16 protein-coding genes are annotated in these 19,835 nt (G+C 71.0%); 1 reads left to right on the forward strand and 15 read right to left on the reverse strand.

Annotated features, from left to right (window positions below; genetic code table 11):
* Positions 1–7: 7 nt before the first annotated feature.
* From Vau01_RS39010 to Vau01_RS39075, 14 genes are all read right to left on the reverse strand, one after another.
* Positions 8–235: a hypothetical protein gene (locus Vau01_RS39010; RefSeq protein WP_204004396.1), complete on the reverse strand. Its 228-nt coding sequence runs from the start codon at positions 233–235 to the stop codon at positions 8–10.
* A 5-nt stretch (positions 236–240) separates the two neighbouring features.
* Positions 241–2,088 (reverse strand): tetratricopeptide repeat protein, encoded by a 1,848-nt coding sequence (locus Vau01_RS39015; RefSeq protein WP_204004398.1) that lies wholly within the window; start codon positions 2,086–2,088, stop codon positions 241–243.
* Positions 2,085–3,515 carry a tetratricopeptide repeat protein gene (locus tag Vau01_RS39020; RefSeq protein WP_204004400.1) on the reverse strand — a complete coding sequence of 477 codons (1,431 nt, stop codon included), beginning with the start codon at positions 3,513–3,515 and terminating at the stop codon, positions 2,085–2,087. The genes Vau01_RS39015 and Vau01_RS39020 overlap by 4 nt, the downstream gene beginning before the upstream one ends.
* Before the next feature lie 2 nt (positions 3,516–3,517).
* On the reverse strand, positions 3,518–5,377 hold the full coding sequence (locus Vau01_RS39025) for an Hsp70 family protein (protein ID WP_204004402.1): 1,860 nt from the start codon (positions 5,375–5,377) through the stop codon (positions 3,518–3,520).
* Complete coding sequence (locus Vau01_RS39030) at positions 5,359–5,835, reverse strand: hypothetical protein (protein WP_204004405.1); 477 nt, start codon at positions 5,833–5,835, stop codon at positions 5,359–5,361. Before Vau01_RS39030 ends, Vau01_RS39025 begins: the two co-directional genes overlap by 19 nt.
* Positions 5,836–5,841: 6 nt before the next feature.
* Positions 5,842–8,217, reverse strand: coding sequence for a tetratricopeptide repeat protein (locus Vau01_RS39035; RefSeq protein WP_204004408.1), 2,376 nt, complete (start codon positions 8,215–8,217; stop codon positions 5,842–5,844).
* Positions 8,214–10,829 carry a TIR domain-containing protein gene (locus tag Vau01_RS39040; RefSeq protein ID WP_204004411.1) on the reverse strand — a complete coding sequence of 872 codons (2,616 nt, stop codon included), beginning with the start codon at positions 10,827–10,829 and terminating at the stop codon, positions 8,214–8,216. The genes Vau01_RS39035 and Vau01_RS39040 overlap by 4 nt, the downstream gene beginning before the upstream one ends.
* Before the next feature lie 179 nt (positions 10,830–11,008).
* Entirely contained in the window at positions 11,009–11,233 is a 225-nt protein-coding gene (locus Vau01_RS39045; RefSeq protein WP_204004414.1) for a GNAT family N-acetyltransferase, read from the reverse strand.
* Between the two features lie 86 nt (positions 11,234–11,319).
* A complete protein-coding gene (locus Vau01_RS39050; RefSeq protein ID WP_204004417.1) occupies positions 11,320–12,126 on the reverse strand; it encodes a hypothetical protein in 807 nt (268 codons plus the stop codon).
* Positions 12,127–12,268: 142 nt separating this feature from the next.
* On the reverse strand, positions 12,269–13,627 hold the full coding sequence (locus tag Vau01_RS39055) for a TolB family protein (protein WP_204004420.1): 1,359 nt from the start codon (positions 13,625–13,627) through the stop codon (positions 12,269–12,271).
* Complete coding sequence (locus Vau01_RS39060; protein ID WP_239152203.1) at positions 13,624–14,130, reverse strand: SigE family RNA polymerase sigma factor; 507 nt, start codon at positions 14,128–14,130, stop codon at positions 13,624–13,626. The genes Vau01_RS39055 and Vau01_RS39060 overlap by 4 nt, the downstream gene beginning before the upstream one ends.
* 62 nt (positions 14,131–14,192) lie before the next feature.
* Complete coding sequence (locus Vau01_RS39065) at positions 14,193–15,698, reverse strand: penicillin-binding transpeptidase domain-containing protein (RefSeq protein ID WP_204004423.1); 1,506 nt, start codon at positions 15,696–15,698, stop codon at positions 14,193–14,195.
* A gap of 258 nt (positions 15,699–15,956) precedes the next feature.
* A complete protein-coding gene (locus tag Vau01_RS39070) occupies positions 15,957–17,459 on the reverse strand; it encodes a cellulose binding domain-containing protein (protein ID WP_204004426.1) in 1,503 nt (500 codons plus the stop codon).
* A 128-nt stretch (positions 17,460–17,587) separates the two neighbouring features.
* Positions 17,588–18,514, reverse strand: a complete 927-nt coding sequence (locus tag Vau01_RS39075) for an AraC family transcriptional regulator (protein WP_204004429.1) — start codon at positions 18,512–18,514, stop codon at positions 17,588–17,590.
* A gap of 26 nt (positions 18,515–18,540) precedes the next feature.
* Between Vau01_RS39075 and Vau01_RS39080 the strand changes: the two genes are divergently transcribed.
* Positions 18,541–18,930 (forward strand): VOC family protein, encoded by a 390-nt coding sequence (locus Vau01_RS39080; RefSeq protein WP_204004432.1) that lies wholly within the window; start codon positions 18,541–18,543, stop codon positions 18,928–18,930.
* 114 nt (positions 18,931–19,044) lie between these two features.
* On the opposite strand, the gene Vau01_RS39085 is transcribed toward Vau01_RS39080, so the two are convergent.
* The gene (locus tag Vau01_RS39085) at positions 19,045–19,734 is read right to left on the reverse strand and encodes an Ig domain-containing protein (protein ID WP_204004435.1); all 690 of its coding nucleotides are present in this window, start codon (positions 19,732–19,734) and stop codon (positions 19,045–19,047) included.
* Positions 19,735–19,835: the final 101 nt, after the last annotated feature.

A 19,835-nucleotide genomic window follows, 5' to 3' on the forward strand; every position in this document is an offset into this window, starting at 1 on the left:
GGCTGATCTACACCCCTTCCTCGGCTTCCGCGGCGCGGCCGAGCCTGTCGGCCGCGGCCCGGACGATGCGGATCTCGCTACCGTGGTCGAGCTCGGCGATGGTCAGGATCGAGCGGCGCAGTTCGTAGCGGCGCACGCCTGCCGCCGCCGCGTCGTCGTCGAGGTCCAGCGCCGGCTCGGGCAGCTTGTCGAGGAGAGCCGCGCGGGTCAGCTCGCCGGGTCGTGGTCTGTCCACTGTGGTCACCGTCCGTTCTCGTCCAGGAGCAGATCACCCAGGCCGGCCAGGAGGTCGGCCTCCGCGGTCTCGACGGTGCGGACCAGGGTGGCGAGTTCCCGGACCCGCTGGTCGTGCAACCGGGCGAGCTCCTCCAGGTTGGCCCGGTCCTGTCGGTCCGGCGCGGCGGCGATCAGTTTGTCCAGCCGCGCGGCGTGCAACTCCGCCCGATCCACGAGTTCGGGCAGGGTCGCCGCCCGTTCCGGTTCCGGTTCGGCTGCCACCTCCCAGTCCGGGAACTTGCCGTACCGGGCCATCCGCGCGGCGAGGGCATGGCGGACCTGCTGGCGTATCACCGGGTCGTGGATGAACCGGTCGAGTTCCTGAAGGTAGAGGTCCACGTCGTCACGGGTGGTCGGCGCCCGCCGCTCGAGGTGCTTGAGCGCGCGGATCAGCTCGGGATCGCGCGCACCCAGCTGCCTGGCTCTCGACAGCAACGCGGCAGCCCACTCGGCCTCCGCCGGACCGGTGGTCAGGTGGTGGCCCAGCATGCCGGCCACGATGTAGACGTCGGCGAACTCCGGATCGAGTTCCCGGGCGCAGGCCAGGCGGCCGAGCGTGAGGTCCAGGTACCGGTCACGCCGGCGCACGTCGACGCCGTCCAGGTCCGCCACGTACCGCAGAATCAGCATCGCTCTCAGCAGGTGGACATCGCGTAAGGTGCGGTCGCGTTCGGCCTGCTCCGGCGCCTTCGCGCGCCTGGCCGCCAACCCGGCCAGCCGTTCGGTGAGCTGCTCGGTCGGGTCGGTCCACTCCAGCACCGTCGGCGCATCCGGTGCGAGGTTCCGGAGCACCGCGTTCAGGTGCCGGTTGATGGCGTCGGCGCGGGCGGAGCCGAACTCGATCCAGTCGGCGAGGGCCAGCCCGAGTTGCGCCGTGGCCCGGATCTCGTCGGAGTCCGCCGCTTCGGCGTCCGCGGGCACGGTGTCCAGTGCCTGGAAGTGCCGGCGAGCGGCCTCGGTCTCCTTGCTCAGCAACGCCTGCACGCCGAGGAGGGCGTGCCGGCCGCGCAGGTCGGCCGGAACCTGGCCGGGCAGGCCGCCGAGCCGGTCGACCTTCTCGAACAGGTCCGCCGCCTCGCGGACGCGTCCGTCGCGGAGGGCCTCAGCGGCCCGCTGGTACGTCACCACGCTGTACAGCCGGCGGATGCGGTCGCCGTCGAGGCGGTCGGCCCGCTCGACCGCCTCCAGCACCGCGGCCGCGCCGTCGAAGTTGCGCCGGTCGGTACGCACGTACGCGAGGAGGTAGCCCACCTCGCGGTCGTCGGGCGACTCCCGGTGCAGCGTCGCCAACAGGTGCTCGGCCGGGTCGAGGTCGCCCAGCTGGTACTGCGCGAACGCGATGAAGAACCGGGCGTCGTCGCGCAGCCGGTCCGGCAGCGTGCCCTCCAGCCGGGTCAGCTCCGGCAGGACACGGGCGTACTCACCGGCGTCGAGCATCGCCAGCAACTCGTGGTACCGCCGGGTCGAGCCGCCGGACAGGCGCAACGCGCTCGCCCCTCCCGGTGCGCCGCCGCGCCGGGCCAGGACGAACGCCGCGCCGCCGCCGGTCACCAGGAGCACGACGAGGAGCAGCCACCACGCGGACCCGTCCGGCTGCCCCGCCGGCTCGGTGGCCGCTGGCGGACCGGAGGGCACGACGATCGTGGTCGCGAGCTCGGTACCACTGCCGCGGATCAGCACCTCGTAGCTGCCCGGTGCGAGCGAGGCGGCCGGGAGCGGGACGGCAACGGTCGACGGGGCGGGCGCCGGTGCGGCCCCCGGGCCGTCGTCGGTGCACCCGACGGCTATCAGTGCCGCCGCCAGCACCGTCACGAGGCGGGAAGCTGTCCGAGCAGTTCGTCGATGCGTGCGTTCCATCGGTGTGCCGCACCCTCCATCATGCGTCCTGCCGTGACCAGGCCGGCGATCCGGCGTCGTGCCGTCTGCGCCACCCGGGTCGCCGAGTCCGGATCGCGGAGGTCGAGCAGGCAGCGCAGGTACTCCACGAGCAGGGCCACGTTCTCGGGGTCCGCCCTGCTCGCCGCGTACAGTTCCGCCGCCTCCTCGTGGTGGTCGCCGCGGCCGCGGTGCACCGCTGCGGCCCGCCCGCGCAGACCGGCGATGTCGCGGCGCTCGGCCAGGCGGGTGAGAAACTGGATGTCCTCCAGCAGCCGGTCGGCCGGCTCGAAGGCGTCGTCGGGCGCGACCGCGAACAACCGCCACAGCGCTTCGCAGCGTCCCTCCCGGAGGCTGAGCTGGTTGGGGGCGATGGCAATCGCCTCGTCCAGGTAGGCGACGGCGGCGGCCCAGTCGCCGTCCTCCTGACAGATCGCGGCGGCTTCCTCCCGGCAGCGGATCGCGGACGCGGCCGAGCTGTCGAACGAGCGGGTCAACACGTCCAGCGCGCCGTCGCTGCCGGCTGCGCGCAGCGCCCTCGCCAGCGCGACAGGGTCGGCGACCGGTTCGAGCGCCGCACGCATCGCACCGGCGTCCGGCGGCCGCGCGTCCGGCACGGAATGCCGGTACCGGGCGACCGTCTGCATGAGCTGCCGCAGCGGCGGAGTGTCCCGCAGAAAGGTGTCCACTGTGGACCGTTCCAGCGCGGCGAGGAGCAGGGCACCCCGCGCCTGTGCCTCGACGCGGCTCTCGTCGTCGATGACGGCTCCGGTCGTCGGGAATCCGAGCGCCTGCGCCACCAGGACGCCGAGCGCGTAGCAGTCCTCGGCGTACGGGTTGAGCTGGACCCGGCGGACGGTCTCCGGCGCCGTCGCCGCCAGTACCGGCGCGTCCAACCCGAACAGGTCCCGGGCGGAGGACAGGGTGACCGGCGGGCACGGGACCAGTGTCGGCGTGCCGTCGCCGGCCAACCCGATGCTGCGCACGCTCAAGCCGAGCGGCAGCATGCGGCTGCGCTGCCAGGTGGCGAGCGCGTCGCAGACCCGTACGAGCGCCGGCAGCCGCGCGTACCACCGGTGCGCCGTGGCGGCGAACGACTCCTCCATCGTCTGCCAATCCGGGGTGAGGGCGTACTCGATGTAGTAGTGCGCGCCGGACCATCCCTCACCGACGATCTCCAGAGCCGCGGCGCACGGATGCTCGCGCAGGTTCTTGAGCGCGAGGCGAAACCGTTCGTCGCAGAACCTCGGGTCCACGAACCGAATGAGCCGGGTGCCGTCGCCGTGCCGGGTGGCGCGCCAGAGAACGCCCCGATCGGTGGGCCCGATCTCGGCGGTCAGGGTGATCCCGGCCGGCCCTTCCACGGCTACCTCGGCCTCACGCGGTAGAAGACGTCGGTGAGTTCGTCGCCGAGGTCGTCGACGTCGGGCGAGTTCGCCGTCACCGCCGAGACGAACGCGGTGTACGCGGCCCCGAGTTCGGCGCGCTCCGCGGCATCCAGCTTGCCGAGCAGTTCGTGCGCCCGCGATGCGATCCTGCGATATTCGTCCGGCACGGTGTCCGGCGGCGGCTCGATCGGGGCGGCCCGCCGAGGTGGTTCCGGCAGGTCGTCGTCGCCGGCCCGCACGCTTTCCAGGTGACGGGCGCTCTGCTCGATCTGCTCGCGGCCGGCCCGCAGGTCGCATTGCAGGTCGGTCTTCCAGATCTGGCCGTCGTTGAGGCACTTGACCGCCACGTTGAGCAGTCCGTGCACGTCGAGGGCGAAGGTCACGGAGAAGCGGTAGTAGCCACGCTCACGCGCCTCGGGCAGCTTGATCGGAAGCCGGCCGATCAGGTCGTTCTCGATCGCGACCGGTCGCTCGCCCTGGTAGATCAGGACGTCGACCTCCGTGAACCGCTCGCCGTTGATGAAGTTGTCGTCGGTGACCTCGGCGGGCAACCGGCTCTCCTTGGCCAGGATGGGGATGAAGTCACCCTGATTGGCAAGGACGCCGAGCGTGTGGCTGGTGACGTCCTGCAGCACGACGTTCTCGGCGGCGCGTTCCCCGTCCGCGTCGTCCGTCGGGATGACGATCTCCGCGCCCTCGTATGCGTCCGCGGCCACGCAGTCGCGGGCCACCAGGCCGGCGCCGCGGGCGACCACCTCCTCGGGGCTGATGTCGCTGCGGATGTCACGCGGGTCCAGGTCGAGCCGTTCGGCGAGCATCGTGCGCATGCACGCGATCCGGGAGGATCCGCCGACGAGCAGCACCTGCTCGATCTCGTCCGCCGCGACACCGTTGCTGTCGTGCGCCGAACGGATCGCCTCGTCGAGACAGTCCAACGACCGGTCCAGCAGGTCGCGGATGAGTGACTCGAACGTGGCCCTGGTGATCCGGATGTCCGGGCTCAGGGTCGGCGTCAGGTAGGGCAGGGTCAGCACGGTGGAGTTGGCGACCGACAGTTCGCGCTTGCGGATCTCCGCCTCGCGCTTGATCCGTTGCCGGATCGCCCGGTCGCCGCTGAGATCGACGCCGTACTGGGCCCGGATCTCCTGCAGCGCGTGCTCGACGATGCGGTCGTCGAAGTCGCCGCCACCGAGCCGCGGATCCCCACCCGTGCCGACCACGCTGACGTTGCCCGGACTGACCTGGATGATCGACACATCGAAGGTGCCGCCGCCGAGGTCGTAGACGGCGTAGGTGTGCGTCCGGTCGTCCTCGACCTTGTCGGCGCCGAAGCAGACGGCGGCGGCGGTCGGCTCGTTGAGCAGGCGCCGGACGTTGAGCCTCGCCATCCGGGCGGCGTCCTCGGTGGCGCCGCGCTGCGGCTCCTTGAAGTACGCGGGCACGGTGATCACCGCGTCGTGCACCGGTTCGCCGATGTAGTGCTCCGCCTGGCGTTTGAGTTCCATGAGAATGAACGCCGAGATCTCCTGCGGCAGGTAGTCCCGGCCGCGGAACGGTATCCGCCGCGGCACGCCGGGGTCGCCGGACCCGCGGGGCTTGCGTTCGTACGTACCCATCTCGCGTTTGACCTCGATGATGGTGTTCTCGGGGTCCTTGACGAGCCGGTCCTGCGCCGGTGCGCCGACGATCACGTTTCGTTCGGAGTCGAGGCCGACCACGGACGGAATCGTCCGGGCGCCGAACGCGCTCTCGATGACGTGGGTGTCCTTGCCGTCCCAGACGGACACGGCGGAATAGGTCGTGCCCAGATCGATGCCGATCACCTTGTGGAAGGCCATGGGTACTCCTCCTCGTCACGCGGCGGGGTGAGGTCGTCGAGCAGGGGATCGGGGGTCAGGTCGTCGGGAAAGTCGAACCGGTCCAGATCGGTGGCCGGCCGGACCGGTGCGCCGGCCGCGTCGAGGTGCGCCTCGACCGCGCGGGCGATGGCGTCGAGCAGGCTCGCCCGGTCGACGAACATCGGCGCGGCCGCCACCCGGACGCTGAACAGCCGCAGGTGTGCGTGGGTACGGTCGTACTGCTCGCGCCGCGTCGGCCGGACCAGGTCCTCGCCGGCCGCGTTGATGGCCTTCTGCTGTTCGATCAGCTCGTCGCGGTTCGTCGGCTCGCGGCGCTGCCGCTCGCGCAGTTGCCGGATCAGGGTGTCGCGGGCGGCCCGGATGTCCGCCACCGTGGCGTCCGGGGCCACGCCGAGCAGCGCGTAGTGCGAGTCGGTCGCCAGATCCACCATGAACAAGCCAGGTCACCGCCGATCCGTGTCGCCGTCGGCCCGGGCGCGGGAAATCCGGGCGAGCTGCTCGGTGAGCCGGTCCCGAACGCCTCGCGTGAGTGCCATCTGGATGCCCTCCTCGAGGACGCTTTCCGCCTCCCGGAGCCGCGCGGTTCCACCGAGGTGGATCAGCAGCGCCGCCAGCCGCGCCCGCGGCAGGAACGCGGACGGGTAGGCGGTCATCGCGGCGCGCAGTTGCGGAACGATGCGGTCCGCGGCCATGACCCGGCCACTGAACTCGCCGGGCATCGCCCGGGCCGCGATGCGGTCGATCAGCCCGACCATCGCCTCGGCGGCCTCCTCCTCGGCATCGGGGAGACGCCCGCTCAGCGCGGCCACCGCCTCGTTGTAGGCGTCGTCGTGCCGGCCGAGACGATCGAGCAGCAGGCACCGCTGCCGCTCCACCCCGAGTCGGCGCGGCGGCAGGCTGGCGTACTGCTCCACCTCCGCCAGCCGGGCGGCGAGGTCCGCGTCACTCGCGTCGTCCGCTGACTCCCCGGCCGCCGCGCTGGCCAACACCACGAGATCGCGCTCGAAGACATCGGCGAGGCGCTCGTCCGGTCCCAGCACACCCCTGTCGACGCAGTGCGGCTGGAGCAGCGGCAGGGGAAGCGTGGACTGGCACCGGGCGATCGCCGGGCCGAGCGAGGACGGCCGCCCACCCGGCTGCCGAGCCACCAGAACGGCCAGGTTGTGCAGCGTCGTCGCCCGTCGCAACGCGTCGTCGAGCAGCGCGTCGGCATCCGCCTGCTCGCGCTCGTCGGCGGCGTCGCGATCGCCGTCGCGGCGCCGCGCGAGCCGGTCCACGGCCCCCGCCAGCAGATCCCTGGCGAGCTCGGCGAAGACCGGCAGGCCGACCCAGTCGTGCGCGCCGGACACCCGGTCCAGGTGGGCGCGGAGGGCGTCGTGGGCCTCGGCCACCGCCGTCGCGGTCGCGTCGGGTGCCACCCCGAGCAGATGCGCGGGAGACCGGAAGCGCAACCGTGCGTTGAGGTAGTACAGGTCCCATTCGCGCAACCACGTGAGCAGCACGTCGGGGTCGGCGATCCAGTGGGTGAGCTCCTGCTGGCTCGGAAGTTGGTGTTCCGGTCCGGCGCAGTGTCGACCGCGGCTCTGGCGGGCCACCGTCAGGTGCAGGGTGACGCGGTCCTCGACGTGCACGCGCACGTCTCCGATCGCGGCGCTCTGCAGGTAGAGCAACTCCGCCAACCGGTCCCATGCCGGCCGGTACTCCCCGGCCGCCTTCGTCGAGGCCGCCACGAGGGCGAGGTTCACGGCCACCGGGATCCGGCCGGGATCGAGCCCGACCGTTTCCTGCCACAGCAGTTTCGCTTCGTCGACGCGGTCGTCCGACCAGGCCCGGCGGGCGTACGCGTCGAGGATCGCGATGCGCAGTTCCCGCAACGCCGGCATGCTCCGGATCCGCTCGGGATAACTCTCCAGCATGTCGATTCCGGCCGGCGCCGGCAGCCGGTCCGGCCCGAACGCGCGGAAGTGCAGCCAGGCCAGAAGTTCGCCGGGCACCAGACCGGCCTCGACGGCGACCACGGCCGACTCGACGAAGCGGGCCGGGTCATCCGTCTCCGCCAGGTCGAGTGCCGTGCGCAACAGCGTCACCGCGGGATGGTTCGCCCCGTCGACGTGGGCCAGCAGACGTCGCACGTCGCCGACCGGCTCGCCGCTGACCAGCAGCAGCAGGCCGGCCAGCGCGTATTCGGGCAGTCCACGGCCCGTGTCGCCGTCGGGCCGGCCGGCCTCGATCGCAGCCCGCACCTGCGCCTGGACCGGCTTTGGCCGGGACAGCTGCGCCACCAGCGCCGGCCGCCAGACGTCCGCCGCGACCGGGCGGCGGCGGTCCCGGAGCCGCGGCCGGCGGGCCCGGCCCCGGTCCGCCCCCGGCCGCGGGCCGGACGTCGGCTCGACGAGCAGCTCGTCGATGGCGGCGCCGAGCGCCGCGAGCTCGTCCGGCGCGCCACCGGCGAGCGTCTCCAGGATCTGCTGACCCAGCTCCCGCTCGGCCCGGCCGAGATCGAGCAGCACGGACGCCAGCAGGAGATGCACCCGCCGGCTGGACGGCGCCAGGCGTAACGCCCGGCGGTAGGCGGCCACCGCGGCGCGCCGCCGGCCCGAGCGGTGCAGCACCCGGCCGAGGTGCAGATGCAGCTTCGGCTGGTACGGGTCGTAGTCGCGCGCCCGGTTGAGCCGCTCGACCGCTTCGGACGGTGGTGTGCCGGGTGCGATCGCCACGCGGAACTCGGCCTCGGCCAGCGCCAGGCGCACCGGCGCGCGGCGGGGCCGGCGTTCCAGTTCGGCGATGCGGTCGAGCAGCACCGTCACGTCGCGGATCATGCCGCGTCCTCGTACAACTCGACGCGGCCGGGACGGCACACCGCGATGCGGCGCCCGTCCTCGCTCACCGTCGCGCTCACGGCGTCGGGCCAGGCGACCAGTTCGGCGCCGCCGCGCCAGTACGCGCATCCGCCGGACGACCGGTTCACGGTGTAGCGCTTGGCGGCGGTGCTCAGCGACAGCAGCGTGTCGCCCGGTGCCAGCGCGAAGTAGGGCAGCAGCCGCTCCTCCTCGTCGACGAGCCAGCCCCGCGCCGTCACCGACCCGTCCGGTGTGCCGGTCAGCGACACCAGCACGCAGCAGCCCGGCACCGGCGCCGGGAGCAACTGGAACGCGCCCGGATGGGCGACCGGCGCGCCGCGCGAGCCGTCGACGCGGATGCCGGTCAGCGCCTCGTCGGTGATGACCACCAGCCGGGTGCCCGCGTACGCGATGTCGCGCACGGGCTCCCGGGCCGGTTCCGTCGAGACCCGCCGCGTGCCCACGTAGGTCGCGAGGGACCCGGAGTGGTCCACGACGGTGAATCGCTCGGAGCGGCCGGCCACGGCGATCCGGTGCACCCCCCGCTCGCCGGTGACCAGGTCCTCGGTCGTCCCGTCGGTCCTCAGGTAGCGCAGCGAGCGCTTCCACGACCCGGCGACCAGGCCGGTGTCCGTGAACCGCAGGTCGCCGACGGCACCGTCGAGCCGGGTCGAGGTGACGCCGTCGCCGCCGGCGAACAGGCGCACCTCGCCCTCCCATCCGCCGACCGCGAGCCGCTGGTCGACGCCGTGCGCGACCCTGCGGACCGCGATCGGCGTGGTGTCGCGCCAGTGCAACGTGGTTCCGGTCACGACGCTGAGCGTGTCGCTGCCGCGCTCCCAGACCAGGACCCGCTCGCCGGTCAGCGGCCAGGCCCGGTGCGCGTCGATGGGGCAGCTGTCCACCAGGTCGAGAGCACCACCGGCCGGTGTCGCCGGTTCGGGCCGACCGTACCGGTGCCGGTAGCCGTGGACCACCGACGCGAGCCCCTGGCCGTTGCCGTTGGCCGCCGCCGCGCGCAGCACCTTGAGCGCGTCCAGGGCGGTGTGGCAGCCGGCGAGTTGGGTGAGAACCCCGGCCACCTCCTCCCCCGCCGGCTCCGACGCGGTCGGGTACCGGCCGGTCAGCAGGTACCGCAGAACCGAGTGCAGGGCGTGCAGGTCGGTCTGCGGTGTGAGCGGCCGGCCCGAGCGCTTGTCCCGGTCGGCGAAGAAGTAGGAGTCGATCCGGCCGCCGACGTTCTGCGTGGCCACCGACGCCACCTGCCGCCCGACGCACAGCACGGCCGCCCGACCGAACCGGTCGACCATGATGTTGGCCGGCTTGACGTCACCGTGGACCAACGGCGGCACCGCCTGATGGAATCCGACCAGGGCGCGGGCGACGTCGGCGCACAACTCGTAGGCCGCCCGCTCGGGCAACGGGCCGAGGTGTTCGAGCAGATCGCGGGCGCTCGTCCCCTCCAGCGACGGAAGGATCATGTACAGCGCCCGCCGCTCGTCGTGCACCATGATCCGGCCCGCCGCCAGCGGGGCGACGATGCCCACCGCCCGCAGCCGCGTGAACCGCGAGACCTCCTCGAAGAACCGGTCGTCGGCGGACTCGGGCAGCAGCACGAGATTGACCGTGAGCTCGTTCTGGTCGGCGTCGCGTCCGGCGTACAGCGGGCCGAGGCTGTTCTGGCTCAACGGCGGCTCCCGCAGGTGGTACGCCGTGCCGGGGATGCGACGCTCGGTGGTGTGGTCGCCGTGCGGCAGAACCGCCCACAGGTCCTCGCCCGTCGAGTGGCGGCTCCGGTCACCGAAGAACACCTGGCTGAGCGCGTTCAGGGCGGTCAGGGCAGGTACGACCGTCTCGACGGTGATCGCGAACTCGTGGATGCCGCCGCGGACGGTCTGACGCCGGTACTCGTGCAGCAGCGCGAGCGGCGCGTACGCCTCCGGCGGCAACAGGGCCGACCGCACGAGCCGTTCGAGGACCCAGTCGAGGGTGCCGGCGGGTGGCGGTTCGCCGATGTGCCGTCGGTACAGGAAGACCAGCAGCAGCTCGGTGGCCTGGCCGAGCAGGAACAGGGTGCGGCTCGGGTCGTCGACGGCCTCCAGCGCGCGGTCGCAGGCCCGCGCCACCGCCTCCTCGTCCGGCCCGTCCGTCTCGGCGCGGGCCGGTCGCCCGTGGTCACGCAGGCGCCGGATGTCCTTGGTGAGCTTGGTGTACTCGGCCTCGAACCGCTCCGGCCGGCTGAGGTCGCAGATGTAGAGCTGACTCAGGAAGTTGGGCGCGTCCAGCCTGCCCCGACGGATCCAGGCGGGCCGGGTGCGGCCGCCCCGGTTGGCCGGATCGGCGGTGATGCTGACATCCAGTTCGTGCCGGGTCCACCCGCCGTCGAGGTACGCGTCGCTCAGGCACGCGATCATGTGGTTGGCGTCGCGCAACCCGTCGGACACCTGGCCGAGCACCGGCCTGCCGCCGACCATCTCGGCGTCGTCGAACCACACCTGGTACCCGTCGTCACGCAGCCGGGCGACGAGCGGCTCCGTCACGTCACGATCCGTCGTCGAGTAGCTGACGAAGATGTCGTACCGCGCCGTCATTGACGCTTCTCGATGTCCACGTGCACCCCCCGACGACCATCAAAGCGCGCACTGATGCACAATACGCTCACAGTGAGCAGATCGCGACGGTGTGCGATCATCGTCCGGAATCCGACTTCGGCTACCGTGCGTTACCCCGCCAAAGCATACCGTCGCGACGTCCGCGGCCAGGCGGCGGTTCAGGCTTTGAACGAGTGAAGGCTGGCCAGGGCCAGGGTCTGTTCGGCGTCGTACTCCCTGAAGGTGCTGACCGGTTGGAATCCCAGGCGGGCAGCGAGTCTGAGCGAGCGCGTGTTGGCTGTCTGGGTCACGAGGATGACCGGCTGGTCGGGGAGTTCGTCTGCGGCAGCCCGCAACGCAGCGGTGGCGGCCTCGAACGCCAGGCCCTCCGGGTCGGTCTGCAACTCGATGAGCCTCTCTCGATCAGCGTCGCGTGCCTTGCGGCACCCCGGTACCCGTGCCCGGCGGGTCCTGCTCCGCCTCGTCCAGACTAGAACCGCTCCCAGGGTCCGAACATGCCGGCCTGGCGGTAGCGGCGGGTCTCCGGCGTCCCGTCCAACCCTTTGACCGTGGCCACCACGACGTCCTGCTCGACGTGGTACGACGTGAACGTCATGACCTGATCACCCATCGGACTTGGCTGGTCGCCCTCGATCGCGGGCCATGCGACGAGCGTCCGGCCGTCGGCGCCCAGGGCCACCGGTACGAGCGCCTGCTGGCGTGCGGCGTCCGGATTGCCGAGTTCCACCAACACCAGCGCGTCTTCGGTGGCCGGCCGGTTGGCCGGTTCCTCGACCAGAAACTCCGCGTACACCGGCCGCGCCCCACCGGGCAGGATCTTGCAAGGGATGTCCAATCCGTTGGAACCGTTGCGGAACTCGACGACGTCGTCGACCACCTCCAGGCAGAACTTGAGACCCTGGACGGCGGCGTTCCTCCAGTCGGTCCCGCGTATCTTGCCGGGCTGGCTACGGGCCGGCCCGGTCGTCGACGGTGGGACCGTCGGTTCGTGAGAGCCCGGCCCGGTGGACGCGGCGGTACTCGACGACGTTCCTGCGGACGGCGTCGCCGTGGCCGACGCTCCGTGCCGATCGGCCGGCGCCGCCCACCACGCGATCCCCGCGACAGCGGTACCCACGACGGCGACCGCCGCGACGACGGACGTCCGCCGGCGAACCATGCGGGCTCGAGCCGCGGCGAGTTCCCCGCCGGCCGTCGGCGCCCGGAACGCCGTCGAGACGGCTCGCCTGAACGTGGCGAACCTCGCCGACAGTGCGTTGTCGCGCTTCTCGGTCATCGGACTGCCCTCTCGTGGCCGGTCAGCACCGTCGCCGCCACCGGATGTCGCTGCGTAAACGGCGCCCAGTTTGGCGCCACGGGTGGAGTTCGATCAAGGCCGGCGACGACGGCGTCAGCCGTACGACAGTGTCGCGACAGGGTCAGGGTTTCGCGGATCCCGGGCGGAAGCGGCGCCACAGCAGGAACCCGCTCCCGAGCACGGCGACGCACACCGTGATGGTCAACGGGGCCGGCCAGGGGCCGCGTCGTGCCCGCCCGGCGTTGCGGACGGTCAGGTCGGACAGCAGGAGACCGGTGGCCAGGTGCAGGTCGAAGACGTGGCAGGTCTCCCAGCCGAGCTCGCAGTTGCGCCCGGTGTCGAAGCGGGTCAGTACCTGGCGGGTGCCGGTCGCGACCTGTACCTCCGCCAGCGACACGAATCCGTCCGCATCGACCGTCGCGACGATGACGGCGCCAGCCGAACGCCAGCCGAGGACCTGCACGACGTCGGGGACCGTCGCCGGCACCGGGCCGGCGTCCGCGACGGGCACGAACTCGACGGCGCCGGCCTTCCACAGGAACACGCCGTGTCCGGTTCCGCCCGCGACGTCCTTCGGTCCGTTGCCGAGCCACGGCACGGTGGCGAGGACGCCGCCGTCCGGTGACCAGCCGACGTCGGCCGCCAACTCGCGTCCGGCGGGAATGTCGACGCTGCCGAACTCGCGGCCGTCGAGGTCGATGAGGTGGGCCTTCTGGTCGACCTGGACCGCGAGCCGGCGGCTGTCCGGAGCGAACGCCGCCGTCCAGGCCGGCGTGATCGCCGCGACCGTGGTGCTGCGTCCGGTCGACAGTTCGAGCAGGCGCAGCGTGCCGGCCCGGGCCACCTGCGGCTCGACGAACTTGACGGTGCCGAACTCGTCGGTGCGGGTCACGGGCGCGGCGCTGTAGGCCACGTACCGCCCGTCGGGGGACCAGGCCAGCAGCCGCACGCCGACCGGGTCGCCGATCGGGATCGACCGCTCCCTGCCCGTGGTCAGGTCGACGAGGAGCAGGTCCCCGGTCGCGCCGCGGTCGTCGCCGAGCAGCACGCCGGTGCCGTCCGGGGCGAGCAACGCCGTCGGCTTGCCCCGGCCCTCCAGGGCGTCCACCCGCCGGTAGGTGTCCCCGTCGGCTCCGACGACCAGCGATTGGAACATGTTGAACAGTTCGCCGTTGCCATATCCGTACAACGCGATCGCGCGTCCGGCGGGAGCCTTCGACACGGTGCCGGTGAGCACCGAGTACCCGGCGAAGCGGTCGGGCAGGCTCGGCCGGTCGGACGGGGTCGCCGGCCGGCTGAGCAGCTGTGTGCCGGGTATGACCAGGGTCGCCGCCAGAAGCACGACGAGCACCCAGGCCAGGGCCACGCCCGCCCGCCGCCGCCGGTCCGAACGGCGGCCCCGTGTCAGCACGCTGTCCAGATAGCCGGGCGGCAACGGCGGCGGCGCGTCGTCCGGCAGCGTGGCGAAGAGATCTCTCATTGCCCGTCCGACCCTCCCGGTCCGTAGTTCGGCAGCAGTCGGCGCAGCGCCGCCATGGCGTGCGAGGTCTGACTTTTCACGGTCCCGGGCGAACACCCCAGCGCTGCCGCGGTCTGCGCGACGTCCAGGTCCTCCCAGTAGCGCAGGACCAGCACCGCCCGCTGCCCCCGGGAGAGCTTCTCCAGCGCGGCCAGCAGGTCGACGCGGTGCTCGGCGTCCGCCATCGGCGCCGCCGAGGCCCCGATGACCTCGGCCACCGGCCTGACCCGGCGGGTCCACGACCGCTGCCGTTCGGCCAGGTACCGGTGCACCAGCATCGCCCGGACGTATGCGTCGAGCGACTCCGCCGCCGACGCCTTCCGCCAGTGCCGGTACAGCGCCACCAGGCATTCCTGGACCAGGTCGTCCGCAGCCGACCACTGCCCGCACAGGCGGTACGCCAGCCGGCGCAGCCACTCCATGCGGGCCTGGACGTACTCGACGAACTCTCGTTCATTCCGCAACCGGGCCTCCCAGCCATACCTGAGTACCCCAGGACCCGAACCGGTTGTGTCCGACCGACGGATTAGTTCCCGCGGACCTGCTGACCCGCGTCACCCGCGTCCTCGTCACCCACGAAACGTGGCTCGGGGAAAACGCCGACGGGTTTGCCCTCGGTGGACGCCTTCATGAACGCCCCGAAGATCTGGCCGGCACCGCTGGAACCCTGCATGGACTTGCCGTCCTTGAGCTTGATCGGCAACTCGTCGGCCTTGTTGCCGACCCAGACGGCGACCGCCAATCCGTTCCAGTTCCTGGCCGGGTCCTGGTCTCCGCGTGCGGCGGCGGCGTAACCCACCGTCCAGGAGTGCGCGTTGGCACCCCTGGAGTCCGGACGGCTGAGCTCCCACGTACCGGTCTTCGCGGCGACCTTGCGACCTGGCGGGTTCCAGCCGTACCTGTCGGCGACCTTCTGCAGGGTCCACGCCTCGTCGGCGGCCATCTGCGGGCTGTAGCCGGGAATCGGGGTGAGCTTGACGCTCTCGTCGTAGACCTTTCTACTGCCCCGCCACGCCTCACGGATGAAGTGCACCCTGGCGGCGTTGCCACCCGCGGCCAGGGAGGCGACGCCGTTGGCGTGGTCCAGCACCGTGACACCGTACTGGCCGAAGCCGATTTCGGTGCTGAACGCCGTGTTGCCGCTGTTGGTGCCGGTGCTGGCAAGTTCAGTCGCCTTGGCCGAGTTCAGGTCGTGTACCTGGCCGTTGTCGTCGCGCATGTACCGGATTCCTGCCGCCCGCGCGAAGTCGAGCACCGACGCCGCCTGGTTCCTCAACCGCAGGGTGAGGGCGAAGTGCGGGATGTTCAGCGAGTCGACCGTCACCTGCCACAACGGGCACGACGACGGGCACACGCCCTCGGCGGTCGCGTTCCTGAGCGCGTTCCCGCCGGTCCGGCTGGGGAACTGCCGCGGCGAGGTGCCGTTCCAGTACGAATTGACGGAGACGCCCTCCGACAGACCCGCGCCGAGCGTGTAGATCATGAACGAGGCCGCCGGCGGGTGGTACCCGGCCAGCTTCATCTTGCCGTCGTCGAGGACCGGGTCGGCCGGCGCACCCGCGTAGTCAATACCTGCGCCCGTCGGGCCGCCGTAGTAGGCGATCACCCGACCGGTGTTCGGCTCCACCGCCACCAGGGCCGCCTGGACGTTCCGCGCAACTCCGTACAGGGGCGAGTCCGGTTTCCCCACGTCGGCGTACAACTCGGCCGCGTCCTGGGTCGGCTTGTCGATCGTCGTGATGATCTTCAGACCACTGCTCATGATCGCCTGAGCCCTGGACTCACCCGGACCCGGCGCGGTGGCCCTGGCGATGTTGCGGTCGGTCTCGCGCAGCTTGCTCAACTCGTCCATCACGTTGTGCAGCACATGCCCGGTCGGCTTGTCGAACGGCACCAGTGTGCGATTGTCGGCACCGGCCTGCGCCATCTCGGTCGAACCATCCGAATAGTAGATCTTGATGGGCTGCCCCACCGGCAGCGTCTTCCGGGACTCCGGACCACCGAGCACGTGCTTTCCATACACAAGCGACACACCCGCCACCACAGTCAATATGGCGATGCCCGCGAAGATCCAACTCTGTTGCCGCACCCGATCCGACTGCGCCGGCCGCGGACCCCGCCCGGCCCGAGCGCCCAGGCCGGCCAGTGACGCCCCACCCGGCGAGCCGTCGTCCGTGTCGGCGCTCACGCTCGCCGGCCGGTACGCCGCGCCACGAGATCGCTCATCATCCCCATTCATGCCACCCTATCGATGCCGAGCCATCCGTAGAGGGGCGGGCGGCTCCAGCCGTCACCAGGTGAGCGGCAGGGTCGCCAGGTGGCGGGTCAGCGCCGTGGCCAGGATCTGGTGGTCGCGCTGGGACGGGTGCCAGTCGCAGCCCAGGAGGTCCATGCCGAGGGCGTTGTTGTCGTAGTAGAGCGATGAGACCCGGGCGTCGCCGGCGTCGTTGCGGGCCTTGACGATCTGCTTGACCGAGTCGGCGAACGCGGTGGTCATGTAGGACAGGTCCGGGTACGTGAGCACGATGTACGTGCCCGTGCCGTACCGGGTCCGCAGCCTGTCGAGGAACGCCTGGTATGCCGTCCGGTAGTCAGCGGCGAGCGCGTCGACGGTCGTCCACCGCTCACCGGAGGTCAGCGCGGTGGAGAAGTCGTTGATGCCCAGGCCGATCACCACGACCTGGGGCCGCCACGTGTTCGGCACCGGCCACACGGTGCTGTTGTACAGCGCCTGCAGATCCTTGTCGTAGTAGCCGGTGGGAAGGTTGTAGGTGGTGTTCTGGCCGCCGTAGTTGCGCACCATGCCCATGCCGGACCACGCGATGGTCTGGTAGTCCGCGTTCAGGCCCTTCGCGGTCTGCGCGCCGAAGGCGACGTCGGCATTGGTGTTGCGGGTGACACCGCCGTTGCTGTTGCAGTCGCGGGTGGTGGACATGTCGCCGTAACCGGCGGTCCACGAGTCGCCGATGAACTCGATCTGCCGGGTGCGCCTCGTGGCCCTGGCCAGGATCGAGCCGCCGGTGTCGGCGACGAGGCCGCCGAACTCTCCCGCGGCCCACGGGCTCTCGGTGCGCTTGGCCAGCCGCACGGTGTGATCGCCGCCCGCCAGTCCGCGCACCCAGTGGGTGGTCTGCCCGGGCGTCACAAGGGTGGCCACCGTCGCACCGTCGACCTGGACGGAGTAGTCGTTGTTGGAGTCGTTGAGAACCAGCCCGACGCCGGTGCCGCGGAACCGGCCCTCGAAATACGTTCCTGGCCAGGTGAACTGCACGGCGTTGCCGGACTCCCGGACCCTGCTCACCGTGTTGACCTGGTTCAGGACGCCGGTCGGCGGCGTACTCGTGGAGCCCGACGGGGTCGGGTTGGTCGTGCTGCCGGTGCACGCGACGCCGTTGAGCGCGAAGTCGGTCGGTACCGGGTTGGACGCGTTGTTCCAGGTGGCCCCGAATCCGACGTTCGTCGTCGCTCCGGTGGAGATGCCGCCGTTCCAGGCCGCGTTGGTGACCACCACCTGCGCCGCGGTCTGGGTGACGGAGCCGTTCCACAACTGCGTGACCGTCTGCCCGGCGGTGAACGACCAGGTCAGCCGCCAGGCACTGACCGAGTCACCGAGGTTGGTGATGTCCACGCTCGCGCCGAAGCCGCCCTGCCACTGGCTCGTCACCTTGTACGTCACCCGGCAGCCGGCGGCCGCGTGCGCGGTCAGCGCCGTCGTGACCACGCCGGTCGACGCGACGACAGCGGTGACGGTGGCGGCGATCGCTGTACGGGACCAGACACGAGTCGGTCGCATGAACGCTCCCATTCCGATCCCAATTGATAGACCGATGTCGATTATAGACATGCCGAGACCGACACCGGGGAGGCCGGGGGCCGCGCTGATCGCGCGTTGGTCGATCGACGCCGCTGGCGCTGTCGCGTCTACAGAGGTGTGGCAGCCGCGAGGATCGGCAGCTGGATGCGCAGCTCGAAATGCTCGTCGCCGTGCGCGAACGGCTCGCCGTCGAATGCCTCGAAGCCCGGCTGATGGTCCGGCACGTAGCCGCTGCGCGGCAGCCACGTCCCGTAGAGCCAGTCGAGCGCACGCAGCTCGAGTTCGACCGGGCCGGCGATGTCGATCTCGGCAACTGTCAACGCCGGAAACACGGTCACGTTCATGTCCCTGTCGACGGTGGCCGTGGCCGGGATCTCCAGACCGATGTCGTAACGGCACCGATCGAGCGGAACGATCTCGGGATCTTCCCACTGATAGCCGAACCAGTTTCCACCGGCTAGCCCGCGTTGTTTCGCCCACGCCACCATGCGCGCGGTCGCGGCCCGTACCCGATCCCCCTCATAGGGACGGAGAACCCGCACATACGCCATGCGACGCGCCGGTAGCTCGCGCAGCCGGACGGCAAAGCCATCGGGATTCTCGCCGACCGGCAAGCGTTCGAGGCGATCGCGGTCGTCGGGCGCCAGCGCATCGCGCATCTGGTCGCGGCGCGTCCGGCGGAACCGCTCGATCTCGAACGCGCTCGGCGGCACTCCGTAGTGGCTGCGAAACGACCGGGAAAACTCGGAGCTGGACGTGAAGCCGCACCTCAGCGCGATGTCGGTCAGCGACGATCCATCGTGGTGCGAGATCAGGTACAGCGCCCGTTCAAGGCGCACACGCTTGACGAACGAGTGCAGCGTCTCCCCCATGAGCGCACGGAAGATGCGGTGGAAGTGAAAGGGGGAGAAGCAGGCGACCCGTGCCACCTCATCGAGCTGCAACGGCTCACCAAGGCTGCGGGTCACGTGATCGATCGCCCGGTTGACCCGGTTGACATAGTCCAGGTTCGCAAGATCTGACAAGTCGTCCATGCGCGCTCCAACATAGGGTCTCGACCATGACGACCCAGCAACCGATGACCCTCGGCAACTTCTCCGTGAGCCTGGCGGTGAAGGACCTCGCAGCCTCACGAACCTTCTACCAGAAACTCGGCTTCGAGGTCTTCGGCGGGGACCCCGCCCAGAACTGGCTGATCCTCCAGAACGGCCCCGTCACGATCGGGTTGTTCCAGGGCATGTTCGAACGCAACCTGCTGACCTTCAACCCGGGATGGGACGGCAAGGGCAACACCCTGACGGACTTCACCGACGTGCGCGAACTCCAGCGCCGCCTCCGGTCAGCCGGAATCGAACCGACCACGGCCGCCGACGAGTCGAGCACCGGGCCCGCCAGCTTCGTCATAGTGGATCCCGACGGCAACCCGATCCTCTTCGACCAGCATGTGTGAGCCGTCCCTGAGACTCGCGGTCGGCTGACAACTCATGCACGGTCACCGGCATCGTGAAACCAGGTCCGACGGGCCGAGAGTCACTCGGCCCGCCGGATCGTCAGTGTCGGGTCGTCAGCATGTCGGGCAGGCCTCCCGCCGGACCCGCCAGGAGAACGTGACGCTGCCGGGGTTGGCGCCACCGGCGGGGGTCGCCCTCACCGTGACCGAATAGAGGGCGAGGACGGTGGGCCGACCGCTGATCAGGCCGGTGCTGGAGTTGATCGACAGTCCGGTGGGCAGCCCGGTGGCGGACCAAGTGTAGGGGCCGCTCCCGCCGGACGCGGTCATCTGGAGACTTGCGGAGTCCGGGTAGAGCGTCGTCTGGGCGCCCGGGTTGGCCACGACCACCGTCGGTAGGCAGTTGTAGGAGATGGCCCCGGTCGACCGGTTGATCGTCTCGGCTCCCGGAATGTTGCCGGGCGGGTACCAGATGGTGGCCGAGGCCGTCGCCTGGTACGTGCCGGGGCGGCAGGTCTCGGCCACGATCGCTCCCGCGCCCCCCGTGCCGCCGGTGAGCGTGTGGTCCACCAGTACCCCGTCGCGGTACAGGAACAGCGACAGGTTGACCGTCGGGGTGAAGTCGCTGCAGTTGACGAACGAGTTGGCGGTGATCACTCCCCCGTTCAGCAGCGGCGTGCCGATCGACATGGTGCAGAAGACGGCTGCCGAAGCCGGTGCTGCGGGAACGACCACCGCCGCCGCCGCGGCCATCATCGCCGCGATCAGCAACCCCCGGCGCGGGAGCCATCGTCTGATGTTCATGCGTAATCCCTTCCCCGGCGGCGGATGTGCGCTCAGGGTAAGGAATAGCCGCGTCCGCAACGTCGACGATCGGTATGGGTGGCAGGTATTCGCCAGCTTCC

This window comes from Virgisporangium aurantiacum, assembly GCF_016863635.1.
In the GTDB taxonomy this organism is placed as follows: Bacteria; Actinomycetota; Actinomycetes; order Mycobacteriales; family Micromonosporaceae; genus Virgisporangium; species Virgisporangium aurantiacum.